General features: G+C 72.3%; 31 protein-coding genes, 4 pseudogenes and 1 riboswitch. Of the genes and pseudogenes, 21 read left to right on the forward strand and 14 right to left on the reverse strand.

All coding sequences use genetic code 11. The features are described 5' to 3' along the window. Positions 1 to 31: 31 nt before the first annotated feature. Positions 32 to 184 (reverse strand): hypothetical protein, encoded by a 153-nt coding sequence (locus SLP03_RS17725; RefSeq protein ID WP_319461710.1) that lies wholly within the window; start codon positions 182 to 184, stop codon positions 32 to 34. A 42-nt stretch (positions 185 to 226) separates the two neighbouring features. Between SLP03_RS17725 and SLP03_RS17730 the strand changes: the two are divergent. Then, positions 227 to 412: pseudogene (locus SLP03_RS17730) on the forward strand (hypothetical protein); the annotation flags it as partial. A 159-nt stretch (positions 413 to 571) separates the two neighbouring features. On the opposite strand, the gene SLP03_RS17735 reads toward SLP03_RS17730, so the two are convergent. Next, complete coding sequence (locus SLP03_RS17735; protein ID WP_319461711.1) at positions 572 to 1213, reverse strand: HAD family hydrolase; 642 nt, start codon at positions 1211 to 1213, stop codon at positions 572 to 574. Between the two features lie 40 nt (positions 1214 to 1253). After that, positions 1254 to 1646, reverse strand: a complete 393-nt coding sequence (locus SLP03_RS17740; RefSeq protein ID WP_319461712.1) for an MmcQ/YjbR family DNA-binding protein — start codon at positions 1644 to 1646, stop codon at positions 1254 to 1256. A gap of 52 nt (positions 1647 to 1698) precedes the next feature. Between SLP03_RS17740 and SLP03_RS17745 the strand changes: the two genes are divergently transcribed. Next, positions 1699 to 2028, forward strand: a complete 330-nt coding sequence (locus SLP03_RS17745; RefSeq protein WP_319461713.1) for a nucleotide pyrophosphohydrolase — start codon at positions 1699 to 1701, stop codon at positions 2026 to 2028. 60 nt (positions 2029 to 2088) lie between these two features. Here the strand turns inward: SLP03_RS17745 and SLP03_RS17750 are convergent. Beyond that, positions 2089 to 2238, reverse strand: a pseudogene (locus SLP03_RS17750) (IS5/IS1182 family transposase); the annotation flags it as partial. Between the two features lie 32 nt (positions 2239 to 2270). Here SLP03_RS17750 and SLP03_RS17755 point away from each other — a divergent pair. From SLP03_RS17755 to SLP03_RS17770, 4 genes and pseudogenes are all read left to right on the forward strand, one after another. Continuing rightward, positions 2271 to 2831, forward strand: coding sequence for an N-acetyltransferase (locus tag SLP03_RS17755; protein WP_319461714.1), 561 nt, complete (start codon positions 2271 to 2273; stop codon positions 2829 to 2831). A gap of 297 nt (positions 2832 to 3128) precedes the next feature. Next, complete coding sequence (locus SLP03_RS17760; protein ID WP_319461715.1) at positions 3129 to 3635, forward strand: FBP domain-containing protein; 507 nt, start codon at positions 3129 to 3131, stop codon at positions 3633 to 3635. A gap of 112 nt (positions 3636 to 3747) precedes the next feature. Beyond that, the gene (locus SLP03_RS17765) at positions 3748 to 4074 is read left to right on the forward strand and encodes a hypothetical protein (RefSeq protein WP_413644544.1); all 327 of its coding nucleotides are present in this window, start codon (positions 3748 to 3750) and stop codon (positions 4072 to 4074) included. 187 nt (positions 4075 to 4261) lie between these two features. Beyond that, positions 4262 to 4773: pseudogene (locus tag SLP03_RS17770) on the forward strand (isochorismatase family protein). A 41-nt stretch (positions 4774 to 4814) separates the two neighbouring features. Here the strand turns inward: SLP03_RS17770 and SLP03_RS17775 are convergent. Then, on the reverse strand, positions 4815 to 5282 hold the full coding sequence (locus SLP03_RS17775; RefSeq protein WP_319461716.1) for a nucleotidyltransferase domain-containing protein: 468 nt from the start codon (positions 5280 to 5282) through the stop codon (positions 4815 to 4817). Between the two features lie 72 nt (positions 5283 to 5354). Between SLP03_RS17775 and SLP03_RS17780 the strand changes: the two genes are divergently transcribed. Next, entirely contained in the window at positions 5355 to 5888 is a 534-nt protein-coding gene (locus tag SLP03_RS17780; RefSeq protein WP_319461717.1) for a dihydrofolate reductase family protein, read from the forward strand. Positions 5889 to 5891: 3 nt separating this feature from the next. Here SLP03_RS17780 and SLP03_RS17785 read toward each other — a convergent pair whose 3' ends face one another. Continuing rightward, on the reverse strand, positions 5892 to 6203 hold the full coding sequence (locus SLP03_RS17785) for an MFS transporter (protein ID WP_413644545.1): 312 nt from the start codon (positions 6201 to 6203) through the stop codon (positions 5892 to 5894). Between SLP03_RS17785 and SLP03_RS17790 the strand changes: the two are divergent. Continuing rightward, a pseudogene (locus SLP03_RS17790) lies at positions 6187 to 6565 on the forward strand (PLP-dependent aminotransferase family protein); the annotation flags it as partial. The gene SLP03_RS17785 and the pseudogene SLP03_RS17790 sit on opposite strands and share 17 nt — an antisense overlap. On the opposite strand, the gene SLP03_RS17795 reads toward SLP03_RS17790, so the two are convergent. Continuing rightward, positions 6543 to 7598: a LacI family DNA-binding transcriptional regulator gene (locus tag SLP03_RS17795; protein ID WP_319461718.1), complete on the reverse strand. Its 1056-nt coding sequence runs from the start codon at positions 7596 to 7598 to the stop codon at positions 6543 to 6545. The pseudogene SLP03_RS17790 and the gene SLP03_RS17795 overlap by 23 nt on opposite strands. 86 nt (positions 7599 to 7684) lie before the next feature. Then, positions 7685 to 7852, reverse strand: coding sequence for a GH32 C-terminal domain-containing protein (locus SLP03_RS31675; RefSeq protein WP_413644547.1), 168 nt, complete (start codon positions 7850 to 7852; stop codon positions 7685 to 7687). Positions 7853 to 7997: 145 nt separating this feature from the next. On the opposite strand from SLP03_RS31675, the gene SLP03_RS17800 reads away from it, so the two are divergent. The 6 genes from SLP03_RS17800 (at position 7998) to SLP03_RS17825 (ending at position 14068) form a co-directional block, all read left to right on the forward strand. Next, a complete protein-coding gene (locus SLP03_RS17800) occupies positions 7998 to 9080 on the forward strand; it encodes a substrate-binding domain-containing protein (RefSeq protein WP_319461719.1) in 1083 nt (360 codons plus the stop codon). A 99-nt stretch (positions 9081 to 9179) separates the two neighbouring features. Beyond that, positions 9180 to 10208: an ABC transporter permease gene (locus SLP03_RS17805; RefSeq protein WP_319461720.1), complete on the forward strand. Its 1029-nt coding sequence runs from the start codon at positions 9180 to 9182 to the stop codon at positions 10206 to 10208. After that, on the forward strand, positions 10205 to 11047 hold the full coding sequence (locus tag SLP03_RS17810) for an ATP-binding cassette domain-containing protein (protein ID WP_319461721.1): 843 nt from the start codon (positions 10205 to 10207) through the stop codon (positions 11045 to 11047). Before SLP03_RS17805 ends, SLP03_RS17810 begins: the two co-directional genes overlap by 4 nt. 47 nt (positions 11048 to 11094) lie before the next feature. After that, positions 11095 to 12051, forward strand: a complete 957-nt coding sequence (locus SLP03_RS17815) for a carbohydrate kinase (protein WP_319461722.1) — start codon at positions 11095 to 11097, stop codon at positions 12049 to 12051. Positions 12052 to 12111: 60 nt separating this feature from the next. After that, positions 12112 to 12363 carry a hypothetical protein gene (locus tag SLP03_RS17820; protein ID WP_319461723.1) on the forward strand — a complete coding sequence of 84 codons (252 nt, stop codon included), beginning with the start codon at positions 12112 to 12114 and terminating at the stop codon, positions 12361 to 12363. 58 nt (positions 12364 to 12421) lie between these two features. Then, positions 12422 to 14068: a ribulokinase gene (locus SLP03_RS17825; protein ID WP_319461724.1), complete on the forward strand. Its 1647-nt coding sequence runs from the start codon at positions 12422 to 12424 to the stop codon at positions 14066 to 14068. Between the two features lie 47 nt (positions 14069 to 14115). Here SLP03_RS17825 and SLP03_RS17830 read toward each other — a convergent pair whose 3' ends face one another. Next, entirely contained in the window at positions 14116 to 15534 is a 1419-nt protein-coding gene (locus tag SLP03_RS17830; RefSeq protein ID WP_319461725.1) for a glycine hydroxymethyltransferase, read from the reverse strand. A gap of 18 nt (positions 15535 to 15552) precedes the next feature. Further along, positions 15553 to 15642, reverse strand: a riboswitch (ZMP/ZTP riboswitch). 43 nt (positions 15643 to 15685) lie between these two features. Between SLP03_RS17830 and SLP03_RS17835 the strand changes: the two genes are divergently transcribed. Continuing rightward, positions 15686 to 16222, forward strand: a complete 537-nt coding sequence (locus SLP03_RS17835) for a hypothetical protein (RefSeq protein ID WP_413644546.1) — start codon at positions 15686 to 15688, stop codon at positions 16220 to 16222. A gap of 50 nt (positions 16223 to 16272) precedes the next feature. Here the strand turns inward: SLP03_RS17835 and SLP03_RS17840 are convergent, their stop codons facing one another. The 4 genes from SLP03_RS17840 to SLP03_RS17855 form a co-directional block, all read right to left on the reverse strand. Beyond that, positions 16273 to 16773 carry a hemerythrin domain-containing protein gene (locus tag SLP03_RS17840; protein ID WP_319461726.1) on the reverse strand — a complete coding sequence of 167 codons (501 nt, stop codon included), beginning with the start codon at positions 16771 to 16773 and terminating at the stop codon, positions 16273 to 16275. Between the two features lie 115 nt (positions 16774 to 16888). Further along, a complete protein-coding gene (locus SLP03_RS17845) occupies positions 16889 to 18373 on the reverse strand; it encodes a S8 family peptidase (protein ID WP_319461727.1) in 1485 nt (494 codons plus the stop codon). A gap of 145 nt (positions 18374 to 18518) precedes the next feature. Continuing rightward, positions 18519 to 18662 carry a hypothetical protein gene (locus tag SLP03_RS17850; protein WP_319461728.1) on the reverse strand — a complete coding sequence of 48 codons (144 nt, stop codon included), beginning with the start codon at positions 18660 to 18662 and terminating at the stop codon, positions 18519 to 18521. Further along, entirely contained in the window at positions 18646 to 19377 is a 732-nt protein-coding gene (locus SLP03_RS17855; RefSeq protein ID WP_319461729.1) for a histidine phosphatase family protein, read from the reverse strand. Before SLP03_RS17855 ends, SLP03_RS17850 begins: the two co-directional genes overlap by 17 nt. Positions 19378 to 19519: 142 nt before the next feature. On the opposite strand from SLP03_RS17855, the gene SLP03_RS17860 reads away from it, so the two are divergent. From SLP03_RS17860 to SLP03_RS17870, 3 genes are all read left to right on the forward strand, one after another. Continuing rightward, positions 19520 to 19750 (forward strand): hypothetical protein, encoded by a 231-nt coding sequence (locus SLP03_RS17860; protein WP_319461758.1) that lies wholly within the window; start codon positions 19520 to 19522, stop codon positions 19748 to 19750. Between the two features lie 191 nt (positions 19751 to 19941). Further along, the gene (locus SLP03_RS17865; RefSeq protein WP_319461730.1) at positions 19942 to 20268 is read left to right on the forward strand and encodes a hypothetical protein; all 327 of its coding nucleotides are present in this window, start codon (positions 19942 to 19944) and stop codon (positions 20266 to 20268) included. A gap of 43 nt (positions 20269 to 20311) precedes the next feature. Then, positions 20312 to 21286 (forward strand): DNA polymerase domain-containing protein, encoded by a 975-nt coding sequence (locus tag SLP03_RS17870; RefSeq protein WP_319461731.1) that lies wholly within the window; start codon positions 20312 to 20314, stop codon positions 21284 to 21286. Between the two features lie 4 nt (positions 21287 to 21290). Here SLP03_RS17870 and SLP03_RS17875 read toward each other — a convergent pair whose 3' ends face one another. Beyond that, positions 21291 to 21797: an Lrp/AsnC family transcriptional regulator gene (locus SLP03_RS17875; RefSeq protein WP_319461732.1), complete on the reverse strand. Its 507-nt coding sequence runs from the start codon at positions 21795 to 21797 to the stop codon at positions 21291 to 21293. 72 nt (positions 21798 to 21869) lie between these two features. Here SLP03_RS17875 and pdhA point away from each other — a divergent pair, with 72 nt between their 5' ends. From pdhA to SLP03_RS17890, 3 genes are read left to right on the forward strand one after another with little or no spacing between them, the layout of a single operon-like run. Beyond that, the gene (gene pdhA / locus SLP03_RS17880) at positions 21870 to 23075 is read left to right on the forward strand and encodes a pyruvate dehydrogenase (acetyl-transferring) E1 component subunit alpha (protein ID WP_319461759.1); all 1206 of its coding nucleotides are present in this window, start codon (positions 21870 to 21872) and stop codon (positions 23073 to 23075) included. Further along, a complete protein-coding gene (locus SLP03_RS17885) occupies positions 23075 to 24091 on the forward strand; it encodes an alpha-ketoacid dehydrogenase subunit beta (RefSeq protein WP_319461733.1) in 1017 nt (338 codons plus the stop codon). Before pdhA ends, SLP03_RS17885 begins: the two co-directional genes overlap by 1 nt. After that, positions 24088 to 25509, forward strand: a complete 1422-nt coding sequence (locus tag SLP03_RS17890; protein WP_319461734.1) for a dihydrolipoamide acetyltransferase family protein — start codon at positions 24088 to 24090, stop codon at positions 25507 to 25509. Before SLP03_RS17885 ends, SLP03_RS17890 begins: the two co-directional genes overlap by 4 nt. Positions 25510 to 25607 lie beyond the last annotated feature (98 nt).

Here is a 25607-nt window from a genome sequence, read left to right on the forward strand (position 1 = left end):
GTCTTCCTGGCGCGGCCGATGCGGAAGTGCTTCACCGGCGCCCGTTCGCCGCGTTCCCTCGTCCATGGCAAGGTGGTGCGGGCCGCTCCACCGCGAACGGCACCACCTCGATCCGGCCGAAGGTGACCGGACCGAGCTGGGCCAGCCGCGCCTCGTACGTGCGCCGCCGGGCGTCGCGGTCCACCAGATGGGCGTCACCGTCCTCTGCGGAGGCGGCGGCCGGGTGATGACCGCGGTCGCCGCCGGCGCCCGCTCCCGCAACGGCCTGGTCATCGGCGTACGCCCCGACGACGGCGCCGATCCCGGTCCGGCCGACGTGTCCATGTCCGTGGTGACGAACATGGGACAGGCGCGCAACGCGATCCTGGTGTGGAGCGCGGACGCGGTGATCGCCGTCGGCGGCTCCTGGGGGACGCTCAGCGAGGTGGCCCTGGCGATGCGCCGGGGCGGCGTCCCGGTGGTGCTTCTCGGCGGCTGGCGGATCCTCGGTCCCACCGGCGAGCCGGTGCTCGGCCCGCGCCCGTCGACACCCCGGAGCAGGCGGTGCTCCCGCCCGGGCCGTGACCCGCGCTCAGCCGATCAGCGACAGCAGATCACGAGGATGGCCGGCGGTACGGTCCGCCGGCTCACCCGGGTCGTACTGATGGCCCCAGCCGGCGGCCACCGCCAGCGCGCCGCTGCGTCGCGCCGCCCGCAGGTCGAGCGGCGAGTCACCGACGTACGCGGTGCGGGTGGGCTCGACGCCCAGCAGCCGGCAGGCCAGCTCGACACCGTCGGGCTCGGGTTTGGGCCGCGCGACCTCGTCCCCGCCGACGACGACCTGGAAGTGCCCGCGCAGACCGACCCGGTCGAGCAGGATCTCGGCCGCCCGGTGGCTGGCGCCGGTGAACAGACCGACCGCCCTCCGTCCGGCGACGCCGGCGAGCAGGTCGGCCACCCCGGGATAGGCGGTGACCTGCGTGGCGAGGGCGGTCAGGTGGGCGTGGTAGCGGGCGAGGTCCCGGTCGGTGGCCGGCCGTCGGAGCAGGTGGGTCAGCAGCGCGGCCGGCGGCCCCAGCGGGTACCCGGCGATGATCTCGGCATCGGAGAGCACCGGTCCGCCGCCGTCCACGATGGCGGCGCGGTAGGCCGCGGGCACCACCGCGTGGGATTCGATCAGCGTGCCGTCCATGTCGAAGACGATCGCGTCCACCCGGTCGTGCGCCGCCCGCATCGGCCGAGGCTATGGCAAGCGGGCCGATCCGGTACGGACCTCAGCCCATCGTCGTCCTGAACTGTTTTGCGAGGCGCTTCGGGGCGCGGGCGTACCAGGCCTCGGTGATCAGCTCGGTCAGCTCCTCGACGCCGATCCGATCGAGCCGGACCAGCACCGCCGGGTATCCGTCGAAGTGCGGGGTGGTGAAGTAAACCTCGGGATCGTCGGCGAGCAGCGCCTCCCTGGCGCCCAGGTCGGGCACCCGGGCGCCGAGCACCGGCCCGTCCGGCCCGGCGTCGCCCAGCGCTGCCAGGTCACTCGTGCGCAGCGGTCGGTCCCACACGAACATCTTGTCCCGGACCCGCCACGCGGGCAGGTCGTCGTGTGAGCCACGCTCGGTGGTCTCCGGCAGGGCGAGCGCGATCCGTCGTACGTCGTCCCAGGTCGCCATGGCCCGACAGTACTCCCGCCCACCGACCCCTGGGCCGCGGTAGATTCCGGCCATGGATCTTGCCGAGTTGCAGGCCCGGGCCCGGGCGGTCGCCGACCGGTACGACCGGCACCACCTCGCCGCCGGTCGGGTTCCGTGGAGCACCGGGGACCTGGCGCTGGGTTTCGTCGGCGACGTCGGCGACCTCGCCAAGCTGGTGCTGGCGGTCGACGGGCGGCGCGAGATCGCGGACGCGCGGGAACGGCTCGCCCACGAGTTGGCCGACTGCCTCTGGTCGGTGCTCGTCCTCGCCGACCGGTACGACGTCGACCTGGTGGCGGAGTTCGCGCGGATGACCGACGGGATCGACCGCCACCTGGACCGGGCGGTGGCGGAGGGTTAGGGCCTGTCTGTTGGATCACTTGGTCCACAGGAAGATTGCTGCGATGTTCAGGGTGGCTTGGTAGATGCGGGCGGTCTTGTCGTAGCGGGTGGCGATGCCGCGCCACTGCTTGAGCCGATTGATGCAGCGCTCTACGGTGTTGCGCTGCTTGTTTGCGGTCTTGTCGAAGCCCGGTGGTCGTCCGCCGTGGCGCCCGCGCCGCCTGGATCGTCCCGCGCCGACCGGTTGTAGCCTCGGCCCTCATGAGTTGGCTGCCTGACGACTTCGTCCACCCCGTCTACGTGCCCGTGCCCAACACCGTGCTTCACCTGCGGCCGATCCGGGAGGCGGACACCGCGCTCGACTACTCCGCCGTGATGGGCTCCCGAGAGCGCTTGTGGGAGATCTTCGGCCCGGCCTGGGCTTGGCCCAACGAGACGATGACCTATGAAGAGGACCGCATCGACTTGCTGCGGCACGAGAAGGAGATAGCCGCGCACCAGTCGTTCAACTACGCGCTGCTGGACGAGGAGGAGACGGCGATCCTCGGCTGCGTCTACATCGACCCGCCCGAGCGCACCGGCTCCGACGGCGAGGTCTCCTGGTGGGTGGTGGACGACCTTGTCGGCGGCGAGGTGGAGCGCGCGCTCGACGCGCTGGTGCCGCAGTGGATCGCCGCCGACTGGCCCTTCCAGCAGTCCCGTCATCTGGGCCGCGACATTACCTGGCAGGACTGGCTCGCGCTGCCGCCCGTGGACCGCTACCACCGAATCGATCCTTACCAAGGTCCGACGTGGACGCATCACCCTTCAACAGGTGGCTAGCCGAACTGAGACAGAACAGTAGCTGCCTGCGGGATCGTCGAAGGAATTCGTGCTCATACCATCTCCTCTTCTTGCAGGATCCGTACCAACATCAGGAACACGCCGGCGCGCCGACCGGCGGGACGGCCGTCCGACTTCCGGCAGGAACAGTCGTCCATATCGATGTCGTCGGTCCGCCTGGCATCAACGTGCGCTCTGCTCACGGCCAGAACGCCGGGACACCGCGGACACTTGGCAGAGGCGGGCAAGCGAAAAACAAGGGCGAATTCACGGGTACGATCAGCTAAATTCCGGGCCATGGATCCGCTGACTGAGAACGACATCCGACGCTCCTTCGTCAACTGCAGCAAAGGGGAGGCCTCCCGGATCCGGATGCCGACCCACTTGCGGGAAATCGAGTGGAGCGAACTCGACTTTCTCGGCTGGACCGACCCGGGGGCGCCGCTGCGCGCGCTGCTTGTCGTTCCGAACGAGGAAGGACCTCTCGGCGTCGTCCTCCGGCGGCCTGACGCTCGGCGCTCCAGCGCCATGAGGTCCAGCATCTGCCACATCTGCTTCACCGGCCATGCGGCGTCCGGCGTATGCCTGTTCGTCGCGCCGCTGGCCGGAGCCGCCGGGCGGCAAGGCAACTCCGTGGGCCAATACATATGCGCCGACCTCGCCTGCTCGTTGTACCTGCGGGGCAAGCGCCAGCCGAGACTTCGACTTGTCCGACACGAGGAGACCCTTACCCTCGACGAGCGGATCGACCGGGCGATGAAGAATCTCGTCGGATTCACGAGCAGGGTCACCGTCGGCGATTGAGGTAGGTCACGTCAGGTCGATCACCACGGCGGGACGCAGCCGGCTCGGGTGCCGGCGTACCATCGCCTGCGGGCCGGACGCGGACGTCGGGGCCGGCGACGAGTGCGGCCTGGTGGGCGACGGAAGGCGCCGCCAGGACGGCACGCGGCGAAAGGCAGCGATCGAGGACCTCGTTGAGCCGCGCGATGGGGCGCACCACGAGCAGCGGGTCACCCAGTGGTTGAACCTCGTCGAGCGTTGGTTCGCCGAACTGACCGGCAAAATGATCCGCCGTGGGGTGTTCCACAGCGTCGGCGACCTCGTCCAGGCGATCGAGGAGTACCTACGGGTGCACAACGACGACCCGAAACCGTTCGTGTGGACCACCACCGCCGAACCGATCCTCGAGAAGGTCCGACGTGGACGCGTCACCCTCCAGCAAACGGCTAATCAAAACTGAGAGGAACACCAGCGCCGATGGCCGTCGCCTGCCGGCCGCCGGGAGGAGCTGCGACCCCGCGTCATGGGACGGGCGGTCCTGTCGGTGGGTCGGCCTATGGTGCGGGGACACAGGGACTCAGCGTGAGAAAGGCGAAAACGTGACCACACTGGAGAGCCGGCCGCACAACGCACTCCTCGTCGTCGACGTGCAGAACGGCGTCGTCGAGGGGGCGCACGAGCGTGACGCGGTCGTCGCGAACGTCAGCAACCTGGTCGAGAAGGCGCGGCGGGAACGGGTCCCCGTCGTCTGGGTCCAGCACTCCGACGAGCACCTTCCGGGGGGAGCGACGCCTGGCGGATCGTCCCCGAGCTGAAGCCGGGCAACGCCGAGCCGCTCGTCGAGAAGGCCTACGGCGACTCCTTCGAGGACACCACTCTCGAGGCGGTGCTGTCGGGCCTCGGGGTCGGGCGACTCGTCGTCGTCGGCGCCCAGACCGATGCGTGCATCCGCTCGACGCTCCACGGTGCGCTCGTCAGAGGGTACGACGCGACCCTGGTCAGCGACGCCCACACGACGGGGGACCAGACGGCGTGGGGCGCGCCGCCGCCGGAGCAGGTCATCGCGCACACCAACCTGTACTGGACCTACCAGACGGCCCCGGGGCGGACGGCCGGCACGGTCGAGACCAGGGACGTCGACTTCGGCGACCCGTCCTGACGCCTGGACGACGCGGACGGGACCGCCCCCGGGAAGGCTGCCTAGCGCCCGCGCAGCAGCGCGACGTCGTCGTGGTCGATCTCCCGTGGCGGGTAGCCCTCCCGGAACCGGAGCTGCTGGGCCACCGACAGGCACGGCACCGGTCGTCCCTCGATCAGGCCGGTGGCGAAACCGTCCGCCGCGTATCCGAACGAGACGCCGTCCAGACCGGACTGGACGCCGCTGCCGTCCGGGCGGAACGTCACCGGGTGGAGGTCGACCTTCCGGCCGTCCGGCGCGGTCAGCTCGGCGCGTACCGGCAGCCAGTCCACCGTGGTCACGAAGCCGAGCCGGCCGAGCAGCGCGAGCAGCTCCGCCTGCTGGTCGGCGTCGATCGCCAGGTCGAGGTCGGCGTGCGGGCGGGTCTGCCGGCCCACCACCGCGTCCACCGCCCAGCCGCCGGCCACCCAGACCCGTAGCCCGTAGGCGGCGAACTCGTCCAGCAGCGCGGTCACCTGGCCCCCGTCCATCCGACGATCTTGACAGAATGGCCCTTTGCCGGCAAACGGGAAAGGACCGTGATGCGCAGGATCATCGTATGGATGTCCATCTCGCTCGACGGCTTCATCGAGGGACCGGACCGGGAGCTCGACTGGCACCGGGTCGACGAGGAACTGCACCAGCACTTCAACGACGAGCTACGCACCGCGGGCGCCTTCCTGGACGGTCGCCGCACCTACGAGCTGATGGCCGCCTTCTGGCCGACCGCCGACCGGGATCCGGCGGCCAGCGCGGCGACCCGTGAGTTCGCCGGGATCTGGCGAGACATGCCGAAGGTCGTCTACTCCCGGACGCTGGAGCGCGCCGACTGGAACGCCACGGTCGTCCGGGAGGTCGTCCCCGAGGAGGTCATGGCGCTCAAGGCCCAGCCCGGCGGTGACCTGGTGGTCGGCGGCGCGGACCTGGCGTCCGCCTTCCGGCGCCTCGGGCTGGTCGACGAGTACCGGATCTACCTCCACCCGGTCGCCATCGGCCGGGGCAAGCCGCTCTTTCCACCCTCGGACACGCCGGTCGACCTGCGGCTGGTCGAGTCCCGGCCGTTCGGCAACGGGGTCGTGCTGTTGCGCTACCGGTAGCCGTCACACCTGTGACGGCACTGCGGGCTCGGGCTCCGGGCGCCCGACCCGGAGCTGCCCGGTCAGCAGCGGTCCGACGGTGAGCACCAGGCAGGCCACCGACATCACCAGCAGCGCCGGGGTCAACCCGAGAGCCGCCACCGACCAGCCCCCCGGCAGCGCCCCCACCGGCAGCCCGAGGAAGGCCACCGAGCCGGAGATGCCGAGCACCCTTGTCTGCAACGACTCCGGCACCCGCTCGTACAGGGCCGCGCCGAGCAGCGGGTTCACCGCCGCGATCGCCACCCCGGACAGGAACGTCACGGTGAGCACCACCGCCAGCCGGTCGCCAATCGGTGGGGCGCTGCTGGCACACGGCTGCTCGCTGGTGGCGGCGAACGTCCGGGAACGGGCCGTGTACGCCCGCAACCTGCGGCACCTGGTCGACGGGCTGGCCCGCCGGTTCGGGTCCGACGGTCCGGTGCGCTGGAACCTGCCGCGGGTACGGCGTGCTCTGGACCCCGATGGCGCACTTCTACGACGACAGGGCGACGGTCGACGCGCTGCGGCTGTCGGTCAGCGCGGTGACGCCGGAGCAGATCGACCTGGGCCTGGACCGGCTGGCCGCCCTGATCACCGACGAACTGCGGACCGCCCGGTCGGCGGGAGCATTCGTCAGTCCCGGTGCGGCCCCCTGATCTCGCCCGAGCCGCGGGGGATCAGCCGGGTCGCCACCAGATGGGTCCGCGGGCGCCACTGCTCGCCGTCCAGGCGCCGGAAGATCAGCGACGCGGCGACCCGGCCCATCTCGGAGGGGTCCTGCGCGATCACCGTGACCGCCGGCTGAAGGAGGTCGGCGAGGGGGAAGTCGTCGAAGCCGACGAGAGCGACCTCGTGCTGCCGGCCGAGCTGCTGGAGGGCCCGGATGGCCCCGATGGTGACGAGGTTCTGCGAGGTGAAGAGCGCGGTGGGCGGGGACTCGGCGGCCAGCAGCCGGCGTACCGCGTCCTCCGATTCCTGCTCGGTGTGCAGGTCGTGGACGGCGGGGACGGCGGACGGTCGGATGCCGTGGTCGGCGAGGGCCTCCCGGAACCCCTGGTACCGCTGCCGGGCCGTGGGGATCGTCTGCAGATCGCCGAGGTAGGCGATGGTCCGGTGGCCGTGGGCGACGAGGTGGTGGACGGCGGACGCGGCGCCGTCGTGGTTGTCGGCGAGGACCGCGTCGACCGGCAGTCCGACCGGCGGCCGGTCGACGAAGACCACCGGGGTGCCGGCGTTGACCTCGCCGGCCAGGTAGCTCTGGTCGTCGCTGGCGGGCACCACGACCAGGGCGTCGGCCTGCCGCATGGTGAAGGCGTGGATGAGGTCCCGTTCCCGTTCGGGGTCCTCGTCCACGCTGCCGGCGAAGATGAGCACGCCTCGATCCCGCGCGGCGTCCTCGAGGGCCCGGTGCAGGGCGGCCGAGAAGGGGTTGGCCAGGTCCTCCAGGACCGCGGCGATCGCCGCGCTGCGGCCGCTGGACCGCCGGAGGCTGCTCGCGGTGAAGTTGGGCCGATAGTCCAGCTGGGCGATCGCCCGCCGCACCGCGGCGGTCTTCGGCTCGGAGACGCCCGCCTCGCCGTTGACCACGCGGGAGACGGTCTTCGGGCTCACGCCGGCGAGCAGCGCGACGTCCCGCAGGGTCGGCCGGGCCTTGGCGGCGGTCGGGGTAGCGGAGGCGGCAGCGTGCATGAGCGCTCCTACCGGGCGGATGACGCGGTGGCGGCCGGGGCCCGCGGCGTACGCCGTTGCCTCGACCGGTGATGATCGAATCCAGGTTATCGCCACACCGACCGCAGCGGCCGGACGGTGAGCGATCGCACCACCACGTCACCACCCTCGGCGAAGAGGCGGGTCTGGTCGCTGGTGAGCGCGGGGAAGATCTGGTCGGTGATGGTGGTCTGTCGCGCCCCCGTTGGTGAATCCTTCGCGGGCCTGACATCGATGTCAAGGTTACTTGCAAGTTACGTTCTGATTATGAAAAACCACCTGCCAAGCCATTGACATCGCTCCGTTCCTCACCCGAAACTGCGCTGACATCGTTGTCATCGTGGCCCCGGCCGGATCCGGGGGAGTCTTGAGGGAGAACACATGATCCAGCGCATCGGCCGCCGCCGCGCGGCCCTGCTGGTCGCCGCCGCGGCGGCGACCAGCATGGTCGTCAGCGGGTGCGGCGACAGCTCGGGCGGCTCCGGCGACGGTGCCAAGAGCGTCGCCGTCTCGCTGATCACCAAGAACTCCACGAACCCGTTCTTCGTGACCATGCAGCAGGGCGCGAAGAAGGCGGCCGAGGCGGAGGGCGTGAAGCTGACCGTCACCGCCGGCAAGGAGGACGGCGACGAGGCCGGTCAGGTGCAGGCCATCGAGGACGCGATCGCCCGCGGCGACGAGGGCATCCTGATCACCCCGAACGGCCCCGGCGTCAACCCGGCGATCAAGAAGGCGCGGGACGCCGGACTCTACGTCATCGCGCTGGACACCCCGCCCGACCCGGCGAACACCGTGGACATCACCTTCGCCACCGACAACTTCAAGGCCGGCGAGCTGATCGGCAAGTGGACGGCGACCCAGCTCGCCGGCAAGCCGGCGACGATCGCCCTGCTGGACCTGTTCAACGACAAGGTCGTCTCCGTCGACTACGACCGGGACCAGGGCTTCCTGACCGGCATGGGCATCAACACCGCCGACAAGAAGAAGAACGGCGACGAGGCCAAGACGGGCAGCTACTCCGGCGGCAGCTACACGATCGCCTGCAACGAACCGACCAACGGGGCCGAGGACGGCGGTCGGACGGCGATGGAGAACTGCCTGACCAAGAACCCCGGCATCAACGTCGTCTACACCATCAACGAGCCGGCCGCGGTCGGCGCGCACAAGGCGCTGCAGGCGGCCGGCAAGACGCAGGGCGTCCTGGTCGTCTCCGTCGACGGCGGGTGCGACGGCGTACGGCAGGTCAAGGACGGCGTCATCGGCGCCACCTCACAGCAGTACCCGCTGAAGATGGCCGAGCTGGGCGTGCAGGCGATCAAGAAGATCGCGAACGACGGGCAGAAGCCCAAGGTCTCCGAGGGCCTCGACTTCTTCGACACCGGCGTCACCCTGGTCACCGACAAGGCCGCCACCGGGGTCGAGAGCATCACCAGCGCCGACGGCGCCCAGCGCTGCTGGGGCTGAGCCCACCGCCGCCACGGTCGAGGGCCGGAGACATCCTCCGCTCCGCGCCCTCGACCGGGCGGTTCGTCCGCCACCGCCGACACCGGCAGGGAGCCCACCGTGACCACCACGACACCACCGACCACCGCCGCGCAACAGTTCGCCCTGCGCCGGCACTCGCCACTGCAACGCGTTCAGCACCTGCTGCACGCCCACCCCGCGATCAGCCCGTTCCTCGTGCTGGTCATCTCGTTCGTCGTCTTCTCCACCCTCAACCCGCGCTTCGCCTCGCCGAACTCGCTGTCGCTCGTCCTGCAGCAGGTGGCGGTCATCGGCGCGCTCGCCGTCGGGCAGACACTGATCATCCTGACCGCCGGCATCGACCTGTCGGTCGGCGCCATCGCCATCCTGGCCATGATGCTCGCGGCCAAGCTGGCCGAGGGGCAGGGGCTGCCGGGCGCCCTCGCCATCGTCCTGGCCATCGCGGTCGGCGCCGCGGCGGGCGCGCTGAACGGCGCGCTGGTGACCCGGCTGAAGCTGCCGCCCTTCATCGTCACCCTCGGTACGCTCAGCGTCTTCACCGCCCTCGGACTCCTCTATTCCGCGGGCCGGAGCGTCCAGGCCACCGACCTGCCGTCGGTGCTCAGCTGGACCGGCGAGTCCTTCCCCGTGGGCCGGTTCCGGATCACCGTGGGCGTGATCGCCGTCGTCCTGCTCTACCTCGCGATGGGCTTCGCCCTGGCCAAGACCGCCTGGGGCCGCCACGTCTACGCGGTGGGTGACGACAAGGAGGCCGCCCGGCTCGCCGGCATCCGGGTCGATCGGGTCCTGCTCAGCGTGTACGTCGTCGCCGGAGCCATCTACGGCATCACCGCCTGGATCCTGATCGGACGGGCCGGCGCGGCCAGCCCGAACGCCATCACCGACGCCAACCTGGAGAGCATCACCGCCGTCGTCATCGGTGGCACCAGCCTCTTCGGTGGCCGCGGCGCCGTGCTCGGCACCCTGCTCGGCGCGCTGATCGTCGGCTTCTTCCGCAGCGGGCTCTCCCTCGCCGGGGTCGACGACCAGTACCGCGTACTCGCCGTCGGCCTGCTGGTGATCCTCGCCGTGGCCGTGGACCAGTGGATCAGGAAGGTGAGGTCATGACCGCCACCACCACGCACATCCCCGCAGACCGGTCCGGCGCGGCCGACAGCGGGCAACGTTCGCCGGTGCTGTCGGCCCGCGGCCTGGTCAAGACGTTCGGCAGGGTCGTCGGGCTCGACGGGGTGGATCTCGACCTGTACCCGGGCGAGGTGCTCGCCGTCATCGGGGACAACGGCGCGGGGAAGTCCACGCTGATCAAGTGCCTGACCGGCGCGCTGGCGCCGGATGCCGGGGAACTGTTCCTGGAGGGCAGGCCGGCGCAGTTCAAGCGGCCACAGGACGCCCGGGACGCCGGCATCGAGACCGTCTACCAGACACTGGCGGTGGCACCGGCGTTGGACATCGCGAGCAACCTCTTCCTGGGCCGGGAGAAGCGCCGGCGCGGCGTGCTCGGTTCGGTGTTCCGGGTACTCGACCAGAAGGGCATGCGTCGGGAGGCCGCGCAGGCCCTCGCCGACCTCGGCATCGGCACGCTGCAGAACGTCGCGCAGGCGGTCGAGACGCTCTCCGGAGGACAGCGTCAGGCCGTGTCGGTCGCCCGGGCCGCGGCCTTCGGCAGCAAGGTGCTCGTGCTCGACGAGCCCACCGCGGCCCTCGGCGTCAAGGAGTCCAACCAGGTACTCCGGATGATCGAGGAGGTCCGGTCGCGCGGGCTGCCGGTCATTCTCATCAGCCACAACATGCCGCACGTGTTCGAGGTCGCCGACCGCATCCACATCCAGCGGCTGGGCCGCTGTGCGGGCGTGGTGACGCCGGCGTCGCACACCATGCCGGAGGCGGTGGCCATCATGACCGGCGCGACCACCCTCGAGGAGACGCCGGGGCGGACGGCGGGCTGAAGCCCCGCAGACGTGGCCGAATCCGCCAGTTCCGGGAAAGGAAGACTGTGATCACCGTTGTCGGCGAGAGCCTGGTGGATCTGATCGAGGATCCGTCGGGCGAGGCGGTCGCCCACCCGGGGGGCAGCCCGGCGAACGTCGCCGTGGCGCTCGCCCGCCTCGGTCAACCCACCACCCTGCTCACCCAGCTCGGTGACGACGCGCACGGGCGGCTGCTCCGCGCCCACCTGGCCGGCAGCGGCGTACGGCTGGACCCGGCGTCGGTGCCGGACCTGCCGAGCACCAGCGTGGCCCGGACCCGGGTGGGCGCGGACGGACAGGCCCGGTACGACTTCGACATCTCCTGGCGGTCCTTCCCGGACCGGGCGCTGACCGGTGTCGGGTCCGGGAGCCGGTGCCTGCACACCGGCTCGCTCGCCACGGTCCTCGCACCGGGCGTCGACGACGTGCTGGCGCTGGTCCGGGACCGGCGGGCGACCATGATGATCAGCTACGACCCGAACTGCCGGCCCGCCCTGACGGGCGACCGGACCACGGCCCGGCACCGGGTCGAGGAACTGGTGGCGGTCAGCGACGTCGTCAAGGTCAGCCTGGAGGACCTGGCCTGGCTCCACCCGGGCCGCGGGTACGAGGAGCTGGGCCGGGAGTGGCTGGAGCTGGGCGCCGTCCTGGTGGTGGTGACCCGCGGCGACGGCGGGGCCTGGGCGGTCACCCGGCGCGGCGCGGTGCAGGTGGACGCCCGACCGGTGCAGGTGGTGGACACCGTCGGGGCCGGTGACGCGTTCACGGCCGGGCTGCTGGCCGCGCTGAACGAGCGGGACGTGCTCGGTGCCGCGCGGCGGACCGCGCTCGGCGTCGTCGGCCCGGACACGCTCGGCGCCGTCCTGGCGGAGGCGGCCAACGTCGCCGCCCGGACCTGCGCCCGGCGCGGGGCGGATCCGCCCACCCGGGCCGACCTGGCCGTCGATCAGCCGGCCGCGGCGGGGTCCGGCAGCGGCGCCTGATCCGGGCCGGGAGGCCACGCCACGATCCCCCGCCGTTCGGCGACCCATCATAATGGACCGATGGTTGCCTGGGAGTACGCGTTGCTGGTCCGTCGCTATCAGGGGGAGGGCCGCAATTTCCACGTCTCGTTCGTCTGGTACGCCCCCGACGGCTCACGCACCGACATCACCCCGTACTGCGACACCGCGATCGCGCACCTCAACCGGGCCGGCCGGGAGGGCTGGGAGCTGGTCTCCGCCGTCGAGGACGTCAACAATGTCCAGGGCAGCACCGAGGTGCACCGGTACCACCTGAAGCGCCCACTCACCTGACCCATTAGCGTCTTCTCCCACCACCGCCGCAGGGCCGACGGTGGCGGGAGGAGGAGCGGTGGGCCGGTACGTCGTCGGCGTGGACTTCGGCACGCTCTCCGGCCGGGCGGTGGTGGTCGACGCGGCCGACGGCGCCGAACTCGGCAGCGCGGTCCACGCGTACCGGCGCGGAGTGCTCACCGACCGGCTGCCGGACGGGCCGCCGCTGCCACCGGACTGGGCGTTGCAGGATCCGGCGGACCACCGCGAGGTGCTGCGGACGGCCGTGCCCGCCGCCGTCCGCGCGGCCGGCATCGACCCGGCCGAGGTGATCGGCATCGGGCTGGACGCCACCTCCTGCACCGTGCTACCAACCCTGGCCGACGGCACCCCGCTCGCCGAGCTGCCTGAGCTGCGCGACCGCCCGCACGCCTGGCCGAAGCTCTGGAAGCACCACGCCGCGCAACGGCAGGCCGACCGGATCAACACCCTCGCCGCCGCGCGCGCCGAACCGTGGCTGGCCCGCTACGGCGGCCGGGTCTCGGCCGAATGGCAGCTCGCCAAGGCCCTGGCGGTGCTGGAGGAGGACCCGGCGGTCTTCCACCGCGCGGAGCGCTGGATCGAGACCGCGGACTGGCTGGTCTGGCAGCTCTGCGGCCGGGAGACCCGCAACGTCTCCGCCGCCGGCTTCAAGGGGCTGCGCCAGGACGGCCGCTACCCGGGCGCCGAGTTCCTCGCCGCACTCCATCCCGACCTGCCCGACCTGGTGCCGAAGGTGGACGGCCCGCTCGTGGCGCTCGGCACCCGGGCCGGCGGTCTCACCGCCGAGGCGGCCCGGTGTACCGGCCTGCCGGCCGGCCTCGCGGTGGCCGCCGGCACGATCGACGCGCACGTCACCGCCGCCGCGGCCCGGTCGGTCGAGCCGGGCCGGATGCTGGCCGTCCTCGGCACCTCCACCTGCCTGATCATGAATTCGGACGCCTGCCACGAGGTGCCCGGGGTCTGCGGCGTCGTCGAGGGCGGGGTCACCGCCGGCGGCTGGGGCTACGAGGCGGGGCAGAGCGGCGTGGGCGACATCTTCGCCTGGTACGTCGAGCGGGCCCTGCCCGCGTCGTACGCCGACGAGGCGCGGCGGCGCGGGGTCTCGCCGTACGAACTGCTCGACTCCCTCGCCGCCGCGCAGCCGGTGGGCGGGCACGGCCTGCTGGCGCTGGACTGGCACAGCGGCAACCGCTCGGTGCTGATGGACCACGAACTGAGCGGCGTGCTGGTCGGGCTGACCCTGGCCACCCGGCCGGAGGAGATCTGGCGGGCGCTGCTGGAGGCCACCGCGTTCGGGGCGCGGACGGTGGTCGAGGCGTTCGAGGCGGCCGGGGTGCCGGTCGACGAGCTGACCGCCGCCGGTGGGCTGACTGCCAACCGGCTGCTGCTGCGGATCTACGCCGACGTGCTCCGCCGGCCGCTGCACGTGCTGGACGCCGCGCACCCGGCCGCCCTCGGCGCGGCGATCCACGCGGCGGTGGCCGCCGGGGCGTACCCGGACGTGGAGACCGCCTCGGCGGCGATGGGCGCGCGGCACCGCGAGACCTGGCGCCCCGACCCGGCCCGCGCCGCCGCCTACGACAACCTCTACGCCGAGTACCGCGCGCTGCACGACCACTTCGGTCGCGGCGGCACCGAGGTCCTCCACCGCCTCCGCGTCCTCCGCAACCGCGCCCACCCCTGACAGCCCCGCGCGACCGGAAGGCCGGGCGGGGCGTCGGGGTGTGCGGGTCAGCCCAGGTCGACGGCGGGGTAGAGGGGGAAGGTGGTCAGCAGGTCGCTGGCCTGCTTGCTCACCTTGTCGGCCAGCGCCGGGTCGAGGACGTACTTGGCCTTGGACTCGCCCGACGTGGTCTGGGTGAGCACGGTGTGGATCAGCTCGGCGGTCTGGTCCATCTCCGCCGTGCCGAGACCGCGGGTGGTCAGCGCCGGGGTGCCGATCCGGATGCCCGAGGTGTACCAGGCGCCGTTCGGGTCCTGCGGAACGGCGTTGCGGTTGGTGACGATGCCCGAGTCGAGCAGCGCCTGCTCGGCCTGCCGGCCGGTGAGACCGTAGCCGGAGACGTCGATGAGCACCAGATGGTTGTCGGTGCCGCCCGTGACCAGCTTCGCGCCCCGGCGCAGCAGCCCCTCGGCGAGCGCCTGGGAGTTGTCGACGATCCGCTGGGCGTAGCCGGCGAAGTCCGGACGGCGGGCCTCGGCCAGGGCGACCGCCTTGGCGGCCATCACGTGCGGCAGCGGGCCGCCGAGCACCATCGGGCAGCCCCGGTCGACCTGGCCGGCCAGCTCCGGGCCGCAGAGCACCATGCCGCCGCGCGGGCCGCGCAGCGACTTGTGGGTGGTGGTGGTGACGATGTGCGCGTGCGGCACCGGGTCGAAGTCGCCGGTGAAGACCTTGCCCGCGACCAGGCCGGCGAAGTGCGCCATGTCGACCATGAAGGTGGCGCCCACCGAGTCGGCGATCTCCCGCATGATCCGGAAGTTGACCTTCCGCGGGTACGCCGAGTAGCCGGCCACCAGGATCAGCGGCTTGAACTCGCGGGCCGCCTCGGCGACCTTGTCGTAGTCGATCAGGCCGGTGGTCGGGTCGGTGCCGTAGCTGCGCTGGTCGAACATCTTGCCGGAGATGTTCGGCCGGAAGCCGTGGGTGAGGTGCCCGCCGGCGTCCAGCGACATGCCCAGCATCCGCTGGTTGCCCAGCTCGCGGCGCAGCGCGAACCAGTCCGCCTCGGTGAGGTCGTTGACCTGGCGTACCTGGGCCTTCTTCAGCGCGGGGGACTCGACGCGGTCGGCCAGGATCGCCCAGAACGCGACCAGGTTGGCGTCGATGCCGGAGTGCGGCTGCACGTACGCGTGCGCGGCGCCGAACAGCTCCTTCGCGTGCTCGGCGGCGAGCGCCTCGACGGTGTCGACGTTCTGGCAGCCGGCGTAGAAGCGACGCCCGACGGTGCCCTCGGCGTACTTGTCGCTGAACCAGTTGCCCATGGCCAGCAGGGTGGCCGGGGAGGCGTAGTTCTCGCTCGCGATGAGCTTGAGGGACTCGCGCTGGTCGGCCAGCTCCGCCCCGATGGCGTCGGCCACCCGCGGCTCGACGGCCCGGATCACCTCGAGCGCGCTGCGGAAGGCGGTGGATTCGGCGTTCAGCGACATGCGACCTCCTGGTGACGTGCGGAAGGCCCAGGCGCTCGGCATGCGTCCTCATGACGGGACCGCTTCCCGATGGTTCTCCATCCCCACGCGCCAGTCACGGCCGCGCCGATCCTACCGGGTCGACCCCGGCCTGCTCTCGTAGGATCGGCTGGTGGGGGAGGACGGGGCGCTGCTCGCCGTCAGCGACCTGCACGTCGGGCACGCCGACAACCGCGCGATCGTGGCGGCGCTGCGGCCGGGGTCGCCCCGGGACTGGTTGCTGGTGGCCGGCGACGTCGGCGACACCGTGGCCCAGGTCGAGTGGGCGCTCGACCTGCTCAGCCGGGCGTCCTGGTGCGTGGACCGGGTGGCGACGACGGCGGCCCGGCTCGCGGAGCGCGATCCGGCCCTGCCCACGGTGCTGGTCAACCACTTCCCGCTGGTCCGCGAGCCGACCCGGATCCTGCGCTACCCGATCTTCGCGCAGTGGTGCGGCACCGAGGCCACCGCCGACTGGCACCGGCGTTGCAACGCGACCGCGGCGGTCTACGGCCACCTGCACATCCCCCGGACGACCTGGCACGACGGGGTCCGCTTCGAGGAGGTGTCGGTGGGCTACCCGCGCGAGTGGAAGAAGCGGCCGGCGCCGCCGGGCGTCCCGCGACGCATCCTGCCCGCACCGGAGGGGACGCCGCCGACCGCCTGGTGACGCACGCCGGGGCCCGACCGGCGGTCGGGCCCCGGGGGGAGTCGCGGGGGTCAGGCGGTGGCGGCGTCGACCTGGCTCTTGCGGGCCTTCGGGTCGTCGACGGTACGCGGGGCGTCCTTGCGCATCGCGATCATCCGCTCGCCGATCTCCTGGAGCTGGTTGCGGCCGAGCGCCTCCCGCACCTTGGGGAACCACTCCTGCTCCTCCTCCTCGACGTGGTGCTCGACGTTCTCGATGAGCACCGTGGTCTTGGCGACGAAGCGCTCGTCGGAGGCGTCCATCGCGGCCAGCTCCGCGCAGATCAGGTCGGCCACGTGGTGCTCCTCGTACGACTCGAGGATGTCGTCCTCGAGGTCCGGCAGGAGCTTGCGGACCTCGGGGTACATCACCTCGTTCTCCAGGTAGGTGTGCACCGTCAGGGCCTCGAGGATCTGTTTCACCAGCTCCTGACGGCGGCTGGCCGGGCCCTCCTCGGCCTTCTGGAACTCCCGGAAGAGCCGGCGCATCTCCTTGTGGTCCTCTTTGAGCAGCACGATGGCGTCGGTGGACACCGGTACCTCCTTGGGGGTTGGGCTGATGTTGACTCCCCTACCCCCACGTGAGCTGCGAAAACGGATGGGGCCCGGCGACGTTCCGCCGGGCCCCATCACTGGTCGTGCCGTACTGCTACTTCACCACGTTGTACGCGTCCACCATGCCGGCGCCGTAGAAGGCGTTCCGCTCGCCGCCGGAGCAGGTCGCGTCGTAGGCGTGCGGGCCGCTCGAGATCAGCGGCGCCGGGTTGTAGACGCCCACCGGGCAGGACTGCGCCACCGACGTACGCTCCAGGAACGACGCCAGCTGGCCCGGGTTCATCCCCGGGTGCGCCGACAGCGCCAGCGCCGCGACGCCGGCGGCGTGCGGGCCGGACATCGAGGTGCCCTGCTTGTAGCCCCACCCGTTGGTCCGGGTGGCGGTGTTGAAGGTGGTCGACAGGATGCCGTCGGTCAGGGTCGACCGCACACCCTGCGTACGGAACCGGGTGTCGCCACCCGGGGCCGTCACGTCGATCACGCCCTGCCCGTACGAGGAGTAGTAGCTCTTCGCACCGGTCGGGCCGACCGCCGACACCGTCACCACGCCCGGCGCCTCGGCCGGCAGGTCGAGGCAGGCGTTGGTGAGGTTCTGCCGGGCCTCCGGCGTCCCGTCGTCCGGGCTGCCGAAGTCCGAGAGCTTGTGGGCCAGGTCGTAGTTCGAGTTGCCGGCGGACGCCACGTTGAGCACGCCCCGGCTGTTCGAGTAGCGGATGGCCCGCTGCACGGCCTGCCACACCGGACGCTGGCGCGCGTCGTTGCGGCAGTTCAGCTCCCACGGGTCAATGTAGTAGCTGTTGTTCGTGACCTGCATGCCGTGCGTGGCGGCCCACATGAACCCGCAGACCGCAGCCTCCGGGTAGATGAAGCCGGCATCGTTGACCACCTTGACGGACGCGACCTTGACGCCCGGCGCGATGCCGGTCACGCCGACGCCGTTGATGGCGGCGGCGATGGTGCCGGCCACGTGGGTGCCGTGGTCGCTGGTGGTCGGGTTCCACGCCGTCTCGGAGGTGTCGGTGACACCGCCAAGGCAGGACGTGGACTTGTCCCTGGCGATCTGGGTCGCCAGGTCGGGGTGGGTGCTGGAGATGCCGCTGTCCAGCACGCCGACGACGACGTTCGAGCTGCCGGTGGTGACCGCGTGGGCCTGTGGGACGTGGATCATGTTCATGTCCCACTGCTGACCGTAGAGCGGTTCCTTGGTCGGGTCGCCGGTGGCGTTGGCGACGTCGGCCGCGGAGACCTCGACGGTCTCACCCTCGTCGAGGGCGGTGCCCAGGCCCGCGGTGGACGCGACCGAGTCGACGCCCGCGCCCGCCACCTGGGTGGCGAAGTCCGGGTTGGTCGACCGGACGACGAGCACGCCGATCTGGTCGTAGTTGGCCACTACGGTGCCCTTGGCGGCGGCCACGCGCGCGGCCGCCTGGTCGGACTTGGCGCCCTGCGGGGCGAGGACCAGGAACGTGGTGTCCGGTCCGGCGGCCGCCGCCGGTGCCAGTCCGCCGGTGACGGCGAAACCGACGCCGAGCGTCACGGCGGACGCGGCGGCCAGTGTCTTGCGACGGAGGTTCTTCACACAGACTCCCAGGGGGCCGTTCCCCGCCGGAACCCGCCCGTGATGGGGAGCGGACCGGCGGAAGCGGGCGGATGCCCGCCTTCGAGGGTTCAGCGTAGGGAGGCGGTGTGGTGTTACACACACCCGAACGGACGAACAACAACCGTCAGACGGTGGCCAACGTGTGGGGGATCTCGTCGAGCAGCTCACGGGCCAGGAACCCGATCCGGCCGTAGCGGGGGACCAGCGCTGCCCCAGGGACGCGGAGCAGCCCGGGGGTGATCACCTTGGTCTCAGACCGGTTCGGCATGGATCTCGTCCTCCCTGGTCGGCCGCGCGCCCTGCTGGTGCAGGTGGGCGACGTCGTTGAACACGTCCGGGGACAACCGGCCGTCCGCGTCCGCCGACCAGCCGGTCACGGAGCAGTTGGCGACGACGTGGTCCCGGGTGAGCGCCATCAGCTCCGCCTCGGTGAGTCCCTCCACCAGGTACCGCAGCAGGAAGACCAGCGCGTCGTGGCCGAAGAGCAGCACCCGGCGGTCCTCGTGGTCGCGGCGCAGGTCGCCGAGGAGGGCCCGCAGCCGCAGCGCCACGTCCCACCACGACTCGCCGCCGGGCGGCCGGTGGTAGAACTTGCCCAGCCGGGCCCGACGGTCCGCCTCCGCCGGGAACCGCTCGCGTACGCCGTGACCGGTCAACCCGTCGAGGATGCCCAGCTCCCGGTCGCGCAGCCGCTCGTCCCGACTGACCGGGATCCCGGTGTCGGCGAGGGCGAGCTCGGCGGTCCGCACCGCCCGCAGGTACGGCGACACCACCGCCACGTCGGGACGGCGTGCCTCGGGTAGGCCGGCCAGCCAGCGGCCGGTGGCCCGGGCCTGCTCCTCCCCGGTCGCCGACAGCGGCACGTCCGCGTCCCGGTGGGCAAGGTCGATCAGCTCGGCCCCGGACGCCTCCGCCTCGGTCGCCGCGACGTTCGCCGTGCTCTCGCCGTGCCGCACGATCCAGAGCGTTGCCAGTTCCGCCATGCGCCCAGCGGTACCCGGGCCCCGCCGCCGGTAACCGTGCGGTCGCCCCCGGCCGAGCCGGCCCGGGGCGTGAACCCCCGGCAGGCGGGTAAGCGCTGGCTCCACCGAAAGCCGACACATGGGGAGGTGCGCCGTGGCGACGATGGTCAAGGAGCCGACCAGCCCGGTCAAGGACAAGAACTACGACCTGATCCACACGATCCAGCTCTCGCTGGAACACCTCTGGCGGATGGAGACGTACATCGCCGACGCGGAGGACCGGGGCGACACCGAGCTCGCCACCTGGTTTCGCAAGATGCAGGAGAACAACCGCAAGGCCGGTGAGCAGGGCAAGAAGATGCTCATGGAGCGCCTGCAGCGAGAGGGCGGCTAGGCCGGCGCACGGCGACCGGACGGGCGGCTCGCGCCCTCCGGTCGCCGCGTCATGTCCGGCTGGTCCCGCTCCCCGCCGGCCGCTCCGACCGTCCGATACCGGGCAGCGGCATCCCCATCGATCGGGGAGACTGTCATCGCCGTCCGGTGGACGGCGACTGGGCCTGGCGCGCGGTGCAGGGAGGACGGCCCATGACGGTCATCAGGGGGCTGCGGGAAGCGCTCGTGCTCTTCGTCATCGCGGTGGTGCTGATCGCGGTCGGGGTGGGGATCTGGGTGGCGGTCAGCGGGGGCGACTTCACCCACCGGCTCGGCGTGGCGTGCATGGTCGTCGGCGCCCTGCTCGGCCTGACCGGTGACCTGACACTGACTCGGATCGAGACCATGCCCGCGCGTTCCGTGTTCGGGCTTGCACCCGAGCGCGAGGCGGCCGGTGGCGGACGGGTGCTCACCGGGGTTGGCATCTTCCTGTTCGTCGCGGTGCCGTTGATCGCCGTCGGCATCGTGCTCGTCGCCTGACAAGTCCCCGCGGCGGGTGGACCGGCGTCGTACGGTGTGAGGCGTGGCGACCGCGGCGGCCGAGGAGATCCGGGTGGGGGAGCGGCTGGTTCGCGTCTCCAGCCCCGACAAGCCGTACTTCCCGGAGCGGGGACTGACCAAGTTGGACGTGGTCCGCTACTTCCTCGCGGTCGGTGACGGCATCCTGCGCGCGCTGCGCGACCGGCCGACCATGCTGGAGCGCTGGCCGCGCGGCGTCTTCGAGGGGGCGAAGATCGCCACCCGGCAGACCAACCGGGGCGACGCCTTCTACCAGAAGCGACTGCCGGCGGGCGCGCCCGACTGGGTGCGCACCGCGCACCTCACCTTCCCCAGCGGGCGGACCGCCGACGAGGTGGCCCCGAGCGAGCTGGCGGTGGTGATCTGGGCGGCGAACCTGGGCACTCTGCGCTTCCACCCGTGGCCGGTGTCGGCGGCCGACGTGGAGCACCCCGACCAGCTTCGCATCGACCTCGACCCGATGCCGGGCGTCGACTTCGCGCAGGTGGTCCCGGTCGCGCAGGAGGTGCGGGCGTTCCTCGACGAGCTGGGGCTGGTCGGCTACCCGAAGACCACCGGCGGGCGCGGCCTGCACGTCTATCTGTCGATCGAACCGAGGTGGAGCTTCGGCGAGTGCCGGCGGGCGGTGCTCGCCCTGGGCCGTGAGATGCAGCGCCGGCTGCCCGACCTGGTCACCACGACCTGGTGGCGGGAGCAGCGGGACCGGCCGGTCTTCGTGGACTACAACCAGATGGCCCGGGACCACACCGTGACCTCGGCGTACTCGATCCGGCCCACGCCGGCGGCGCTGGTCTCGGCGCCGTTGGACTGGGCGGAGCTGGACGACGCGCGCCCGGAGGACTTCGACGTGGTCAGCATGCCGGCCCGGTTCGCCGAGCGGGGTGACCCGCACGCGGGCCTGGACGACCGCCGCTTCTCGCTGGCGCCGCTGCTGGAACTGGCCGACCGGGAGGGGCTGGCGGCCCCGCCGGAGCGCTGAGGGGTCATTGCCAGGGGCTCTGCGCCCCGTCGAATTCCTCGAAGACCAGCCAGGAACGCGTCGACAGCACCCCGGCGATGCTCTGCACCCGGTCCAGCACCACGTCCCGCAGGGTGGTGTTGTCCGGCGCCCGGACGAGCGCGAGGACGTCGTGCTCGCCGCTGAGCAGCGCGACGTGTTCGACGTAGCGGACCTGGGCCAGCTCGGCGGAGACCTCCCGCCAGGTGTTCTGCTCGATGGTCAGCGCGATGTACGCCGACGTGCCCAGGCCGGCCGGCTCCGGCGCGACCTGGGCCCGGAAGCCGGTGACCACCCCGTCGCGCAGCAGCCGCTCCACCCGGGCGTACGCGTTGGTCCGCGAAACGTGCACCCGTTCGGCGAGCGTACGGATGGAGAGGCGCCCGTCCCGGACCAGTTCGTCGAGGATCCGCCGGTCGACCTCGTCCAGCGGCCCGGCCGAACGTCCCGTTCCGCCCGCCTCGCCCGGTGCCGAGGTGGTCTCCTGGCTCATGAATCGCTCCTCGGCTCGCCATTAGTCCCACGTTCACCGGGGATGTTGAGTCAATCATCCAACAGCAGGAGCATAGGGCCACCACACGTCCAGGAGGTCCCCGCAGTGACGACCACACCCCAGGCGGTCCGCAGGGCATCCCCGCGCACCCGCCGGCCGGCCACTCCGGCCGCCCCCGACCCGACGGCCGGCCTGCTGCCGACGACCGAGCCGGTCCGACTGCTCGACCCCGACGGCACCCCGCTGCCGCCCCGCGACGACTACCCGGAGCCGCCCGTCGAGGCGCTGCGCGAGATGTACCGGCGGATGATCGTCGGCCGGCGCTTCGACGTCCAGGCCACCGCGCTGACCAAGCAGGGCCGGCTCGCCGTCTACCCGTCCTCCCGGGGCCAGGAGGCCTGCCAGGTCGGGGCCGTGCTCGCCGTGCGGGACACCGACTGGGTCTTCCCCACCTACCGGGAGTCGATGGCGCTGACCGCCCGCGGCATCGACCCGGTCGAGGTGCTCACCCTGCTGCGCGGCGACTGGCACTGCGGGTACGACCCCACCCAGGTGCACACCGCGCCGCAGTGCACCCCGCTGGCGACCCAGTGCGTGCACGCCGCCGGGCTCGCCTACGGCGAGTCCTACCAGGGGCGGGACACCGTCGCGCTGGCCTTCATCGGCGACGGCGCCACCAGTGAGGGCGACTTCCACGAGGGGGTCAACTTCGCCGCCGTCTTCAAGGCGCCGGTGGTCTTCTTCGTGCAGAACAACAAGTACGCGATCAGCGTCCCGCTGTCCCGGCAGACCGCCGCGCCGAGCCTGGCGTACAAGGGCGTCGGCTACGGCGTGCCCAGCGAGCAGGTCGACGGCAACGACCCGGTTGCCGTCCTGGCGGTGCTCACCCGCGCGGTCGAGCACGCCCGCGCCGGCAGGGGTCCCTACCTGGTGGAGGCGCACACCTACCGGATGGAGGCGCACACCAACGCCGACGACGCGAGCCGCTACCGGGACCCCGACGAGGTGGAGGCGTGGCGCGACCGGGACCCGGTGGCCCGGCTGGAGACGTACCTGCGGGCCCGCGGCGTGCTCGACGACACCGCCGTCGCGGCGATCGCCGAGGAGGCCGAGGCGTACGCGGCGAAGCTGCGCGAGCGGATGAACGTCCAGCCCACGGTCGACCCGCTCAGCCTCTTCGACCACGTCTACGCCGAGCCGACCCCGCAGCTGGTCGAGCAGCGCGAGCAGGTCCGCGCCGAGCTGGCCGCCGCCCGCGACGAGGAGGGGGACGCCTGATGGCCACCATGACCATGGCGAAGGCGCTCAACGCCGCGCTCGCCGACGCGATGCTCGACGACGACCGGGTGGTCGTCTTCGGCGAGGACGTCGGGCAGCTCGGCGGCGTCTTCCGGATCACCGACGGGCTCCAGGCCCGCTTCGGCGACAAGCGCTGCTTCGACACCCCGCTCGCCGAGGCCGGCATCGTCGGCTTCGCCGTCGGGCTGGCCATGTCCGGGCTGCGCCCGGTCGTCGAGATGCAGTTCGACGCGTTCGGGTACCCGGCGTTCGAGCAGATCGCCTCGCACGTGGCGAAGCTGCGCAACCGCACCCGGGGTGCGCTCAGCGTGCCGATCGTCATCCGGATCCCGTACGCCGGCGGCATCGGCGGAGTCGAGCACCACTGCGACTCGTCCGAGGCGTACTACGCGCACACGCCGGGCCTCAAGGTGGTCACCCCGGCGACCGTCGAGGACGCGTACTCGCTGCTGCGCGAGGCGATCGCCAACCCCGACCCGGTCGTGTTCATGGAGCCTAAGAAGCTCTACTTCTCCAGCGCCGAGGCGGAGCTGCCCGCGACCACCGCGCCGTTCGGCAAGGCCGTCGTGCGCCGGGCCGGCACCGACGCCACCCTGGTCGCGTACGGCCCGGCGGTGCCGGTTGCGCTGGAGGCCGCCGAGGCCGCCCGCGAGGAGGGCTGGGACCTGGAGGTGGTCGACGTCCGCACCATCGTGCCGTTCGACGACGCCACGGTGGCCGCCTCGGTCCGGAAGACCGGCCGGTGCGTGGTGATCCAGGAGGCGCAGGGCTTCGCCGGCGTCGGCGCGGAGATCGCCGCCCGGGTGCAGGAGCGCTGCTTCCACGCCCTGCACGCCCCGGTGCTGCGGGTGTCCGGTCTGGACATCCCGTACCCGGCGCCCATGCTGGAGCACACCCACCTGCCCTCGGTGGACCGGGTGCTCGACACCGTCGCCCGGCTCCAGTGGGACGACCAGCCCGACCCGCGCTGGCTGAGCGAGGGAAGTGCCGCGTGACCACGGTGGAGCGCACGCAGGTCTTCCTCCTGCCCGACCTCGGCGAGGGGCTGAGCGAGGCCGAGATCGTCGAGTGGCGGGTGGCCGTCGGCGACGTGGTCACGGTCGACCAGAGCGTGGTCGAGGTGGAGACCGCCAAGGCGGTCGTGGACGTGCCCTGCCCGTACGCCGGTCGGGTCGTCGCGCTGCACGGCGCGGCGGGCGAGGTACGCCCGGTCGGCCAGCCGCTGATCACCATCGCCCCGCTCGACGGCGGCGCCGGCGACGAACCCGCCGGGCACGCCACCTACCGCGAGGAGGAGCGGGCCGGCTCCGGCAACGTGCTGATCGGGTACGGCACCGGCCATGGCGGCTCCGGCCGGCGACGCCGCCGGCCCCGGCTGGCGCCGGCCCCCGAACCGGGCAGCGGCGCGCCGACCCCGGCCGACGCCACCGGCTCCCCGGCGCGGACGGGCTCGGCCGGTGCCCCGACCCCTGCCGCCCCGAGCGGCGTGGCCGCGGCGGACGCCACCGGCGGGACGGCCGCCCTGGTCATCTCGCCGATCGTCCGCCGGCTCGCCAGGGAACGCGGCGTGGATCTGGCCTCGCTGCATGGCACCGGTCCGGGCGGCGTGATCCGCCGGGCCGACGTGGAGGCCGCCGTGGCCGCCCCGGCCACCCGGCTGGCCGCCGTCCCGGATCAGCCGGCCCCGGCCACGCACGTCGAGCTCGCCCCAGCGGGCGAGCAGGACATCGTCATCCCGCTGACCGGGATCCGCAGGACGATCGCCGACAAGCTCTCCCGCAGCCGGCGGGAGATCCCCGAGGTGACCATCTGGGTCGACGTGGACGCCACCGCGCTGCTGGCGACCCGCACCGCGATCAACGCGGCCACGCCGGACGCCCAGGTCAGCATCCTGGCGCTGCTGGCCCGGATCTGTCTCAGCGGGCTGCGGCGGTACCCGCAGCTCAACGCCCGCGTCGACACCGAGGGGCAGCGGATCGTCCAGTCGGCCGGGGTGCACCTGGGGATCGCCGCGCAGACCGACCGGGGCCTGCTGGTCCCGGTGCTGCGCGACGCCCAGCGGCTCACCACCCGGGAGCTGGCCGCCGAGCTGGCCGCCACCACCGCCGCCGCCCGGGCCGGCACCCTGCCCCCGGCGCGGCTCACCGGCGGCACCTTCACCCTGAACAACTACGGGGTGTTCGGTGTGGACGGCTCCACGCCGATCATCAACCACCCGGAGGCGGCGCTGCTCGGCGTCGGCCGGATCGTGGACAAGCCCTGGGTGGTCGACGGGCAGCTCGCGGTCCGCAAGGTGACGCAGCTCAGCCTCACCTTCGACCACCGGGTCTGCGACGGCGGGGTGGCCGGCGGCTTCCTGCGGCACGTCGCGGACTGCGTCGAGCAGCCCGCGCTGCTGGTCGCGAACGTCTGACGTCGCGGAGCCGGCCGCCCCGGACGGGCGGCCGGCTCCCGGCGTACGGGCTGCCGTCGGGGTCGGTTCCCGACCTCGGTGCCGCGGTGACCGGTGCC

The organism is Micromonospora sp. RTP1Z1 (assembly GCF_033804685.1).
In the GTDB taxonomy this organism is placed as follows: Bacteria; Actinomycetota; Actinomycetes; order Mycobacteriales; family Micromonosporaceae; genus Micromonospora.

Coding starts and splice junctions, on each gene's coding strand:
- SLP03_RS17865 (WP_319461730.1), top strand. CDS start 19,942: ATGACGGTCATCAGGGGGCTGCGGGAAGCGCTCGTGCTCTTCGTCATC.
- SLP03_RS17885 (WP_319461733.1), top strand. CDS start 23,075: ATGGCCACCATGACCATGGCGAAGGCGCTCAACGCCGCGCTCGCCGAC.
- SLP03_RS17830 (WP_319461725.1), bottom strand. CDS start 15,534: ATGTCGCTGAACGCCGAATCCACCGCCTTCCGCAGCGCGCTCGAGGTG.
- SLP03_RS17775 (WP_319461716.1), bottom strand. CDS start 5,282: ATGGACGGGGGCCAGGTGACCGCGCTGCTGGACGAGTTCGCCGCCTAC.
- SLP03_RS17760 (WP_319461715.1), top strand. CDS start 3,129: ATGGATCCGCTGACTGAGAACGACATCCGACGCTCCTTCGTCAACTGC.
- SLP03_RS17860 (WP_319461758.1), top strand. CDS start 19,520: ATGGTCAAGGAGCCGACCAGCCCGGTCAAGGACAAGAACTACGACCTG.
- SLP03_RS17740 (WP_319461712.1), bottom strand. CDS start 1,646: ATGGCGACCTGGGACGACGTACGACGGATCGCGCTCGCCCTGCCGGAG.
- SLP03_RS17800 (WP_319461719.1), top strand. CDS start 7,998: ATGATCCAGCGCATCGGCCGCCGCCGCGCGGCCCTGCTGGTCGCCGCC.
- SLP03_RS17755 (WP_319461714.1), top strand. CDS start 2,271: ATGAGTTGGCTGCCTGACGACTTCGTCCACCCCGTCTACGTGCCCGTG.
- SLP03_RS17745 (WP_319461713.1), top strand. CDS start 1,699: ATGGATCTTGCCGAGTTGCAGGCCCGGGCCCGGGCGGTCGCCGACCGG.
- SLP03_RS17810 (WP_319461721.1), top strand. CDS start 10,205: ATGACCGCCACCACCACGCACATCCCCGCAGACCGGTCCGGCGCGGCC.
- SLP03_RS17820 (WP_319461723.1), top strand. CDS start 12,112: ATGGTTGCCTGGGAGTACGCGTTGCTGGTCCGTCGCTATCAGGGGGAG.
- SLP03_RS17850 (WP_319461728.1), bottom strand. CDS start 18,662: ATGCCGAACCGGTCTGAGACCAAGGTGATCACCCCCGGGCTGCTCCGC.
- SLP03_RS17795 (WP_319461718.1), bottom strand. CDS start 7,598: ATGCACGCTGCCGCCTCCGCTACCCCGACCGCCGCCAAGGCCCGGCCG.
- SLP03_RS17780 (WP_319461717.1), top strand. CDS start 5,355: ATGTCCATCTCGCTCGACGGCTTCATCGAGGGACCGGACCGGGAGCTC.
- SLP03_RS17735 (WP_319461711.1), bottom strand. CDS start 1,213: ATGCGGGCGGCGCACGACCGGGTGGACGCGATCGTCTTCGACATGGAC.
- SLP03_RS17855 (WP_319461729.1), bottom strand. CDS start 19,377: ATGGCGGAACTGGCAACGCTCTGGATCGTGCGGCACGGCGAGAGCACG.
- SLP03_RS17875 (WP_319461732.1), bottom strand. CDS start 21,797: ATGAGCCAGGAGACCACCTCGGCACCGGGCGAGGCGGGCGGAACGGGA.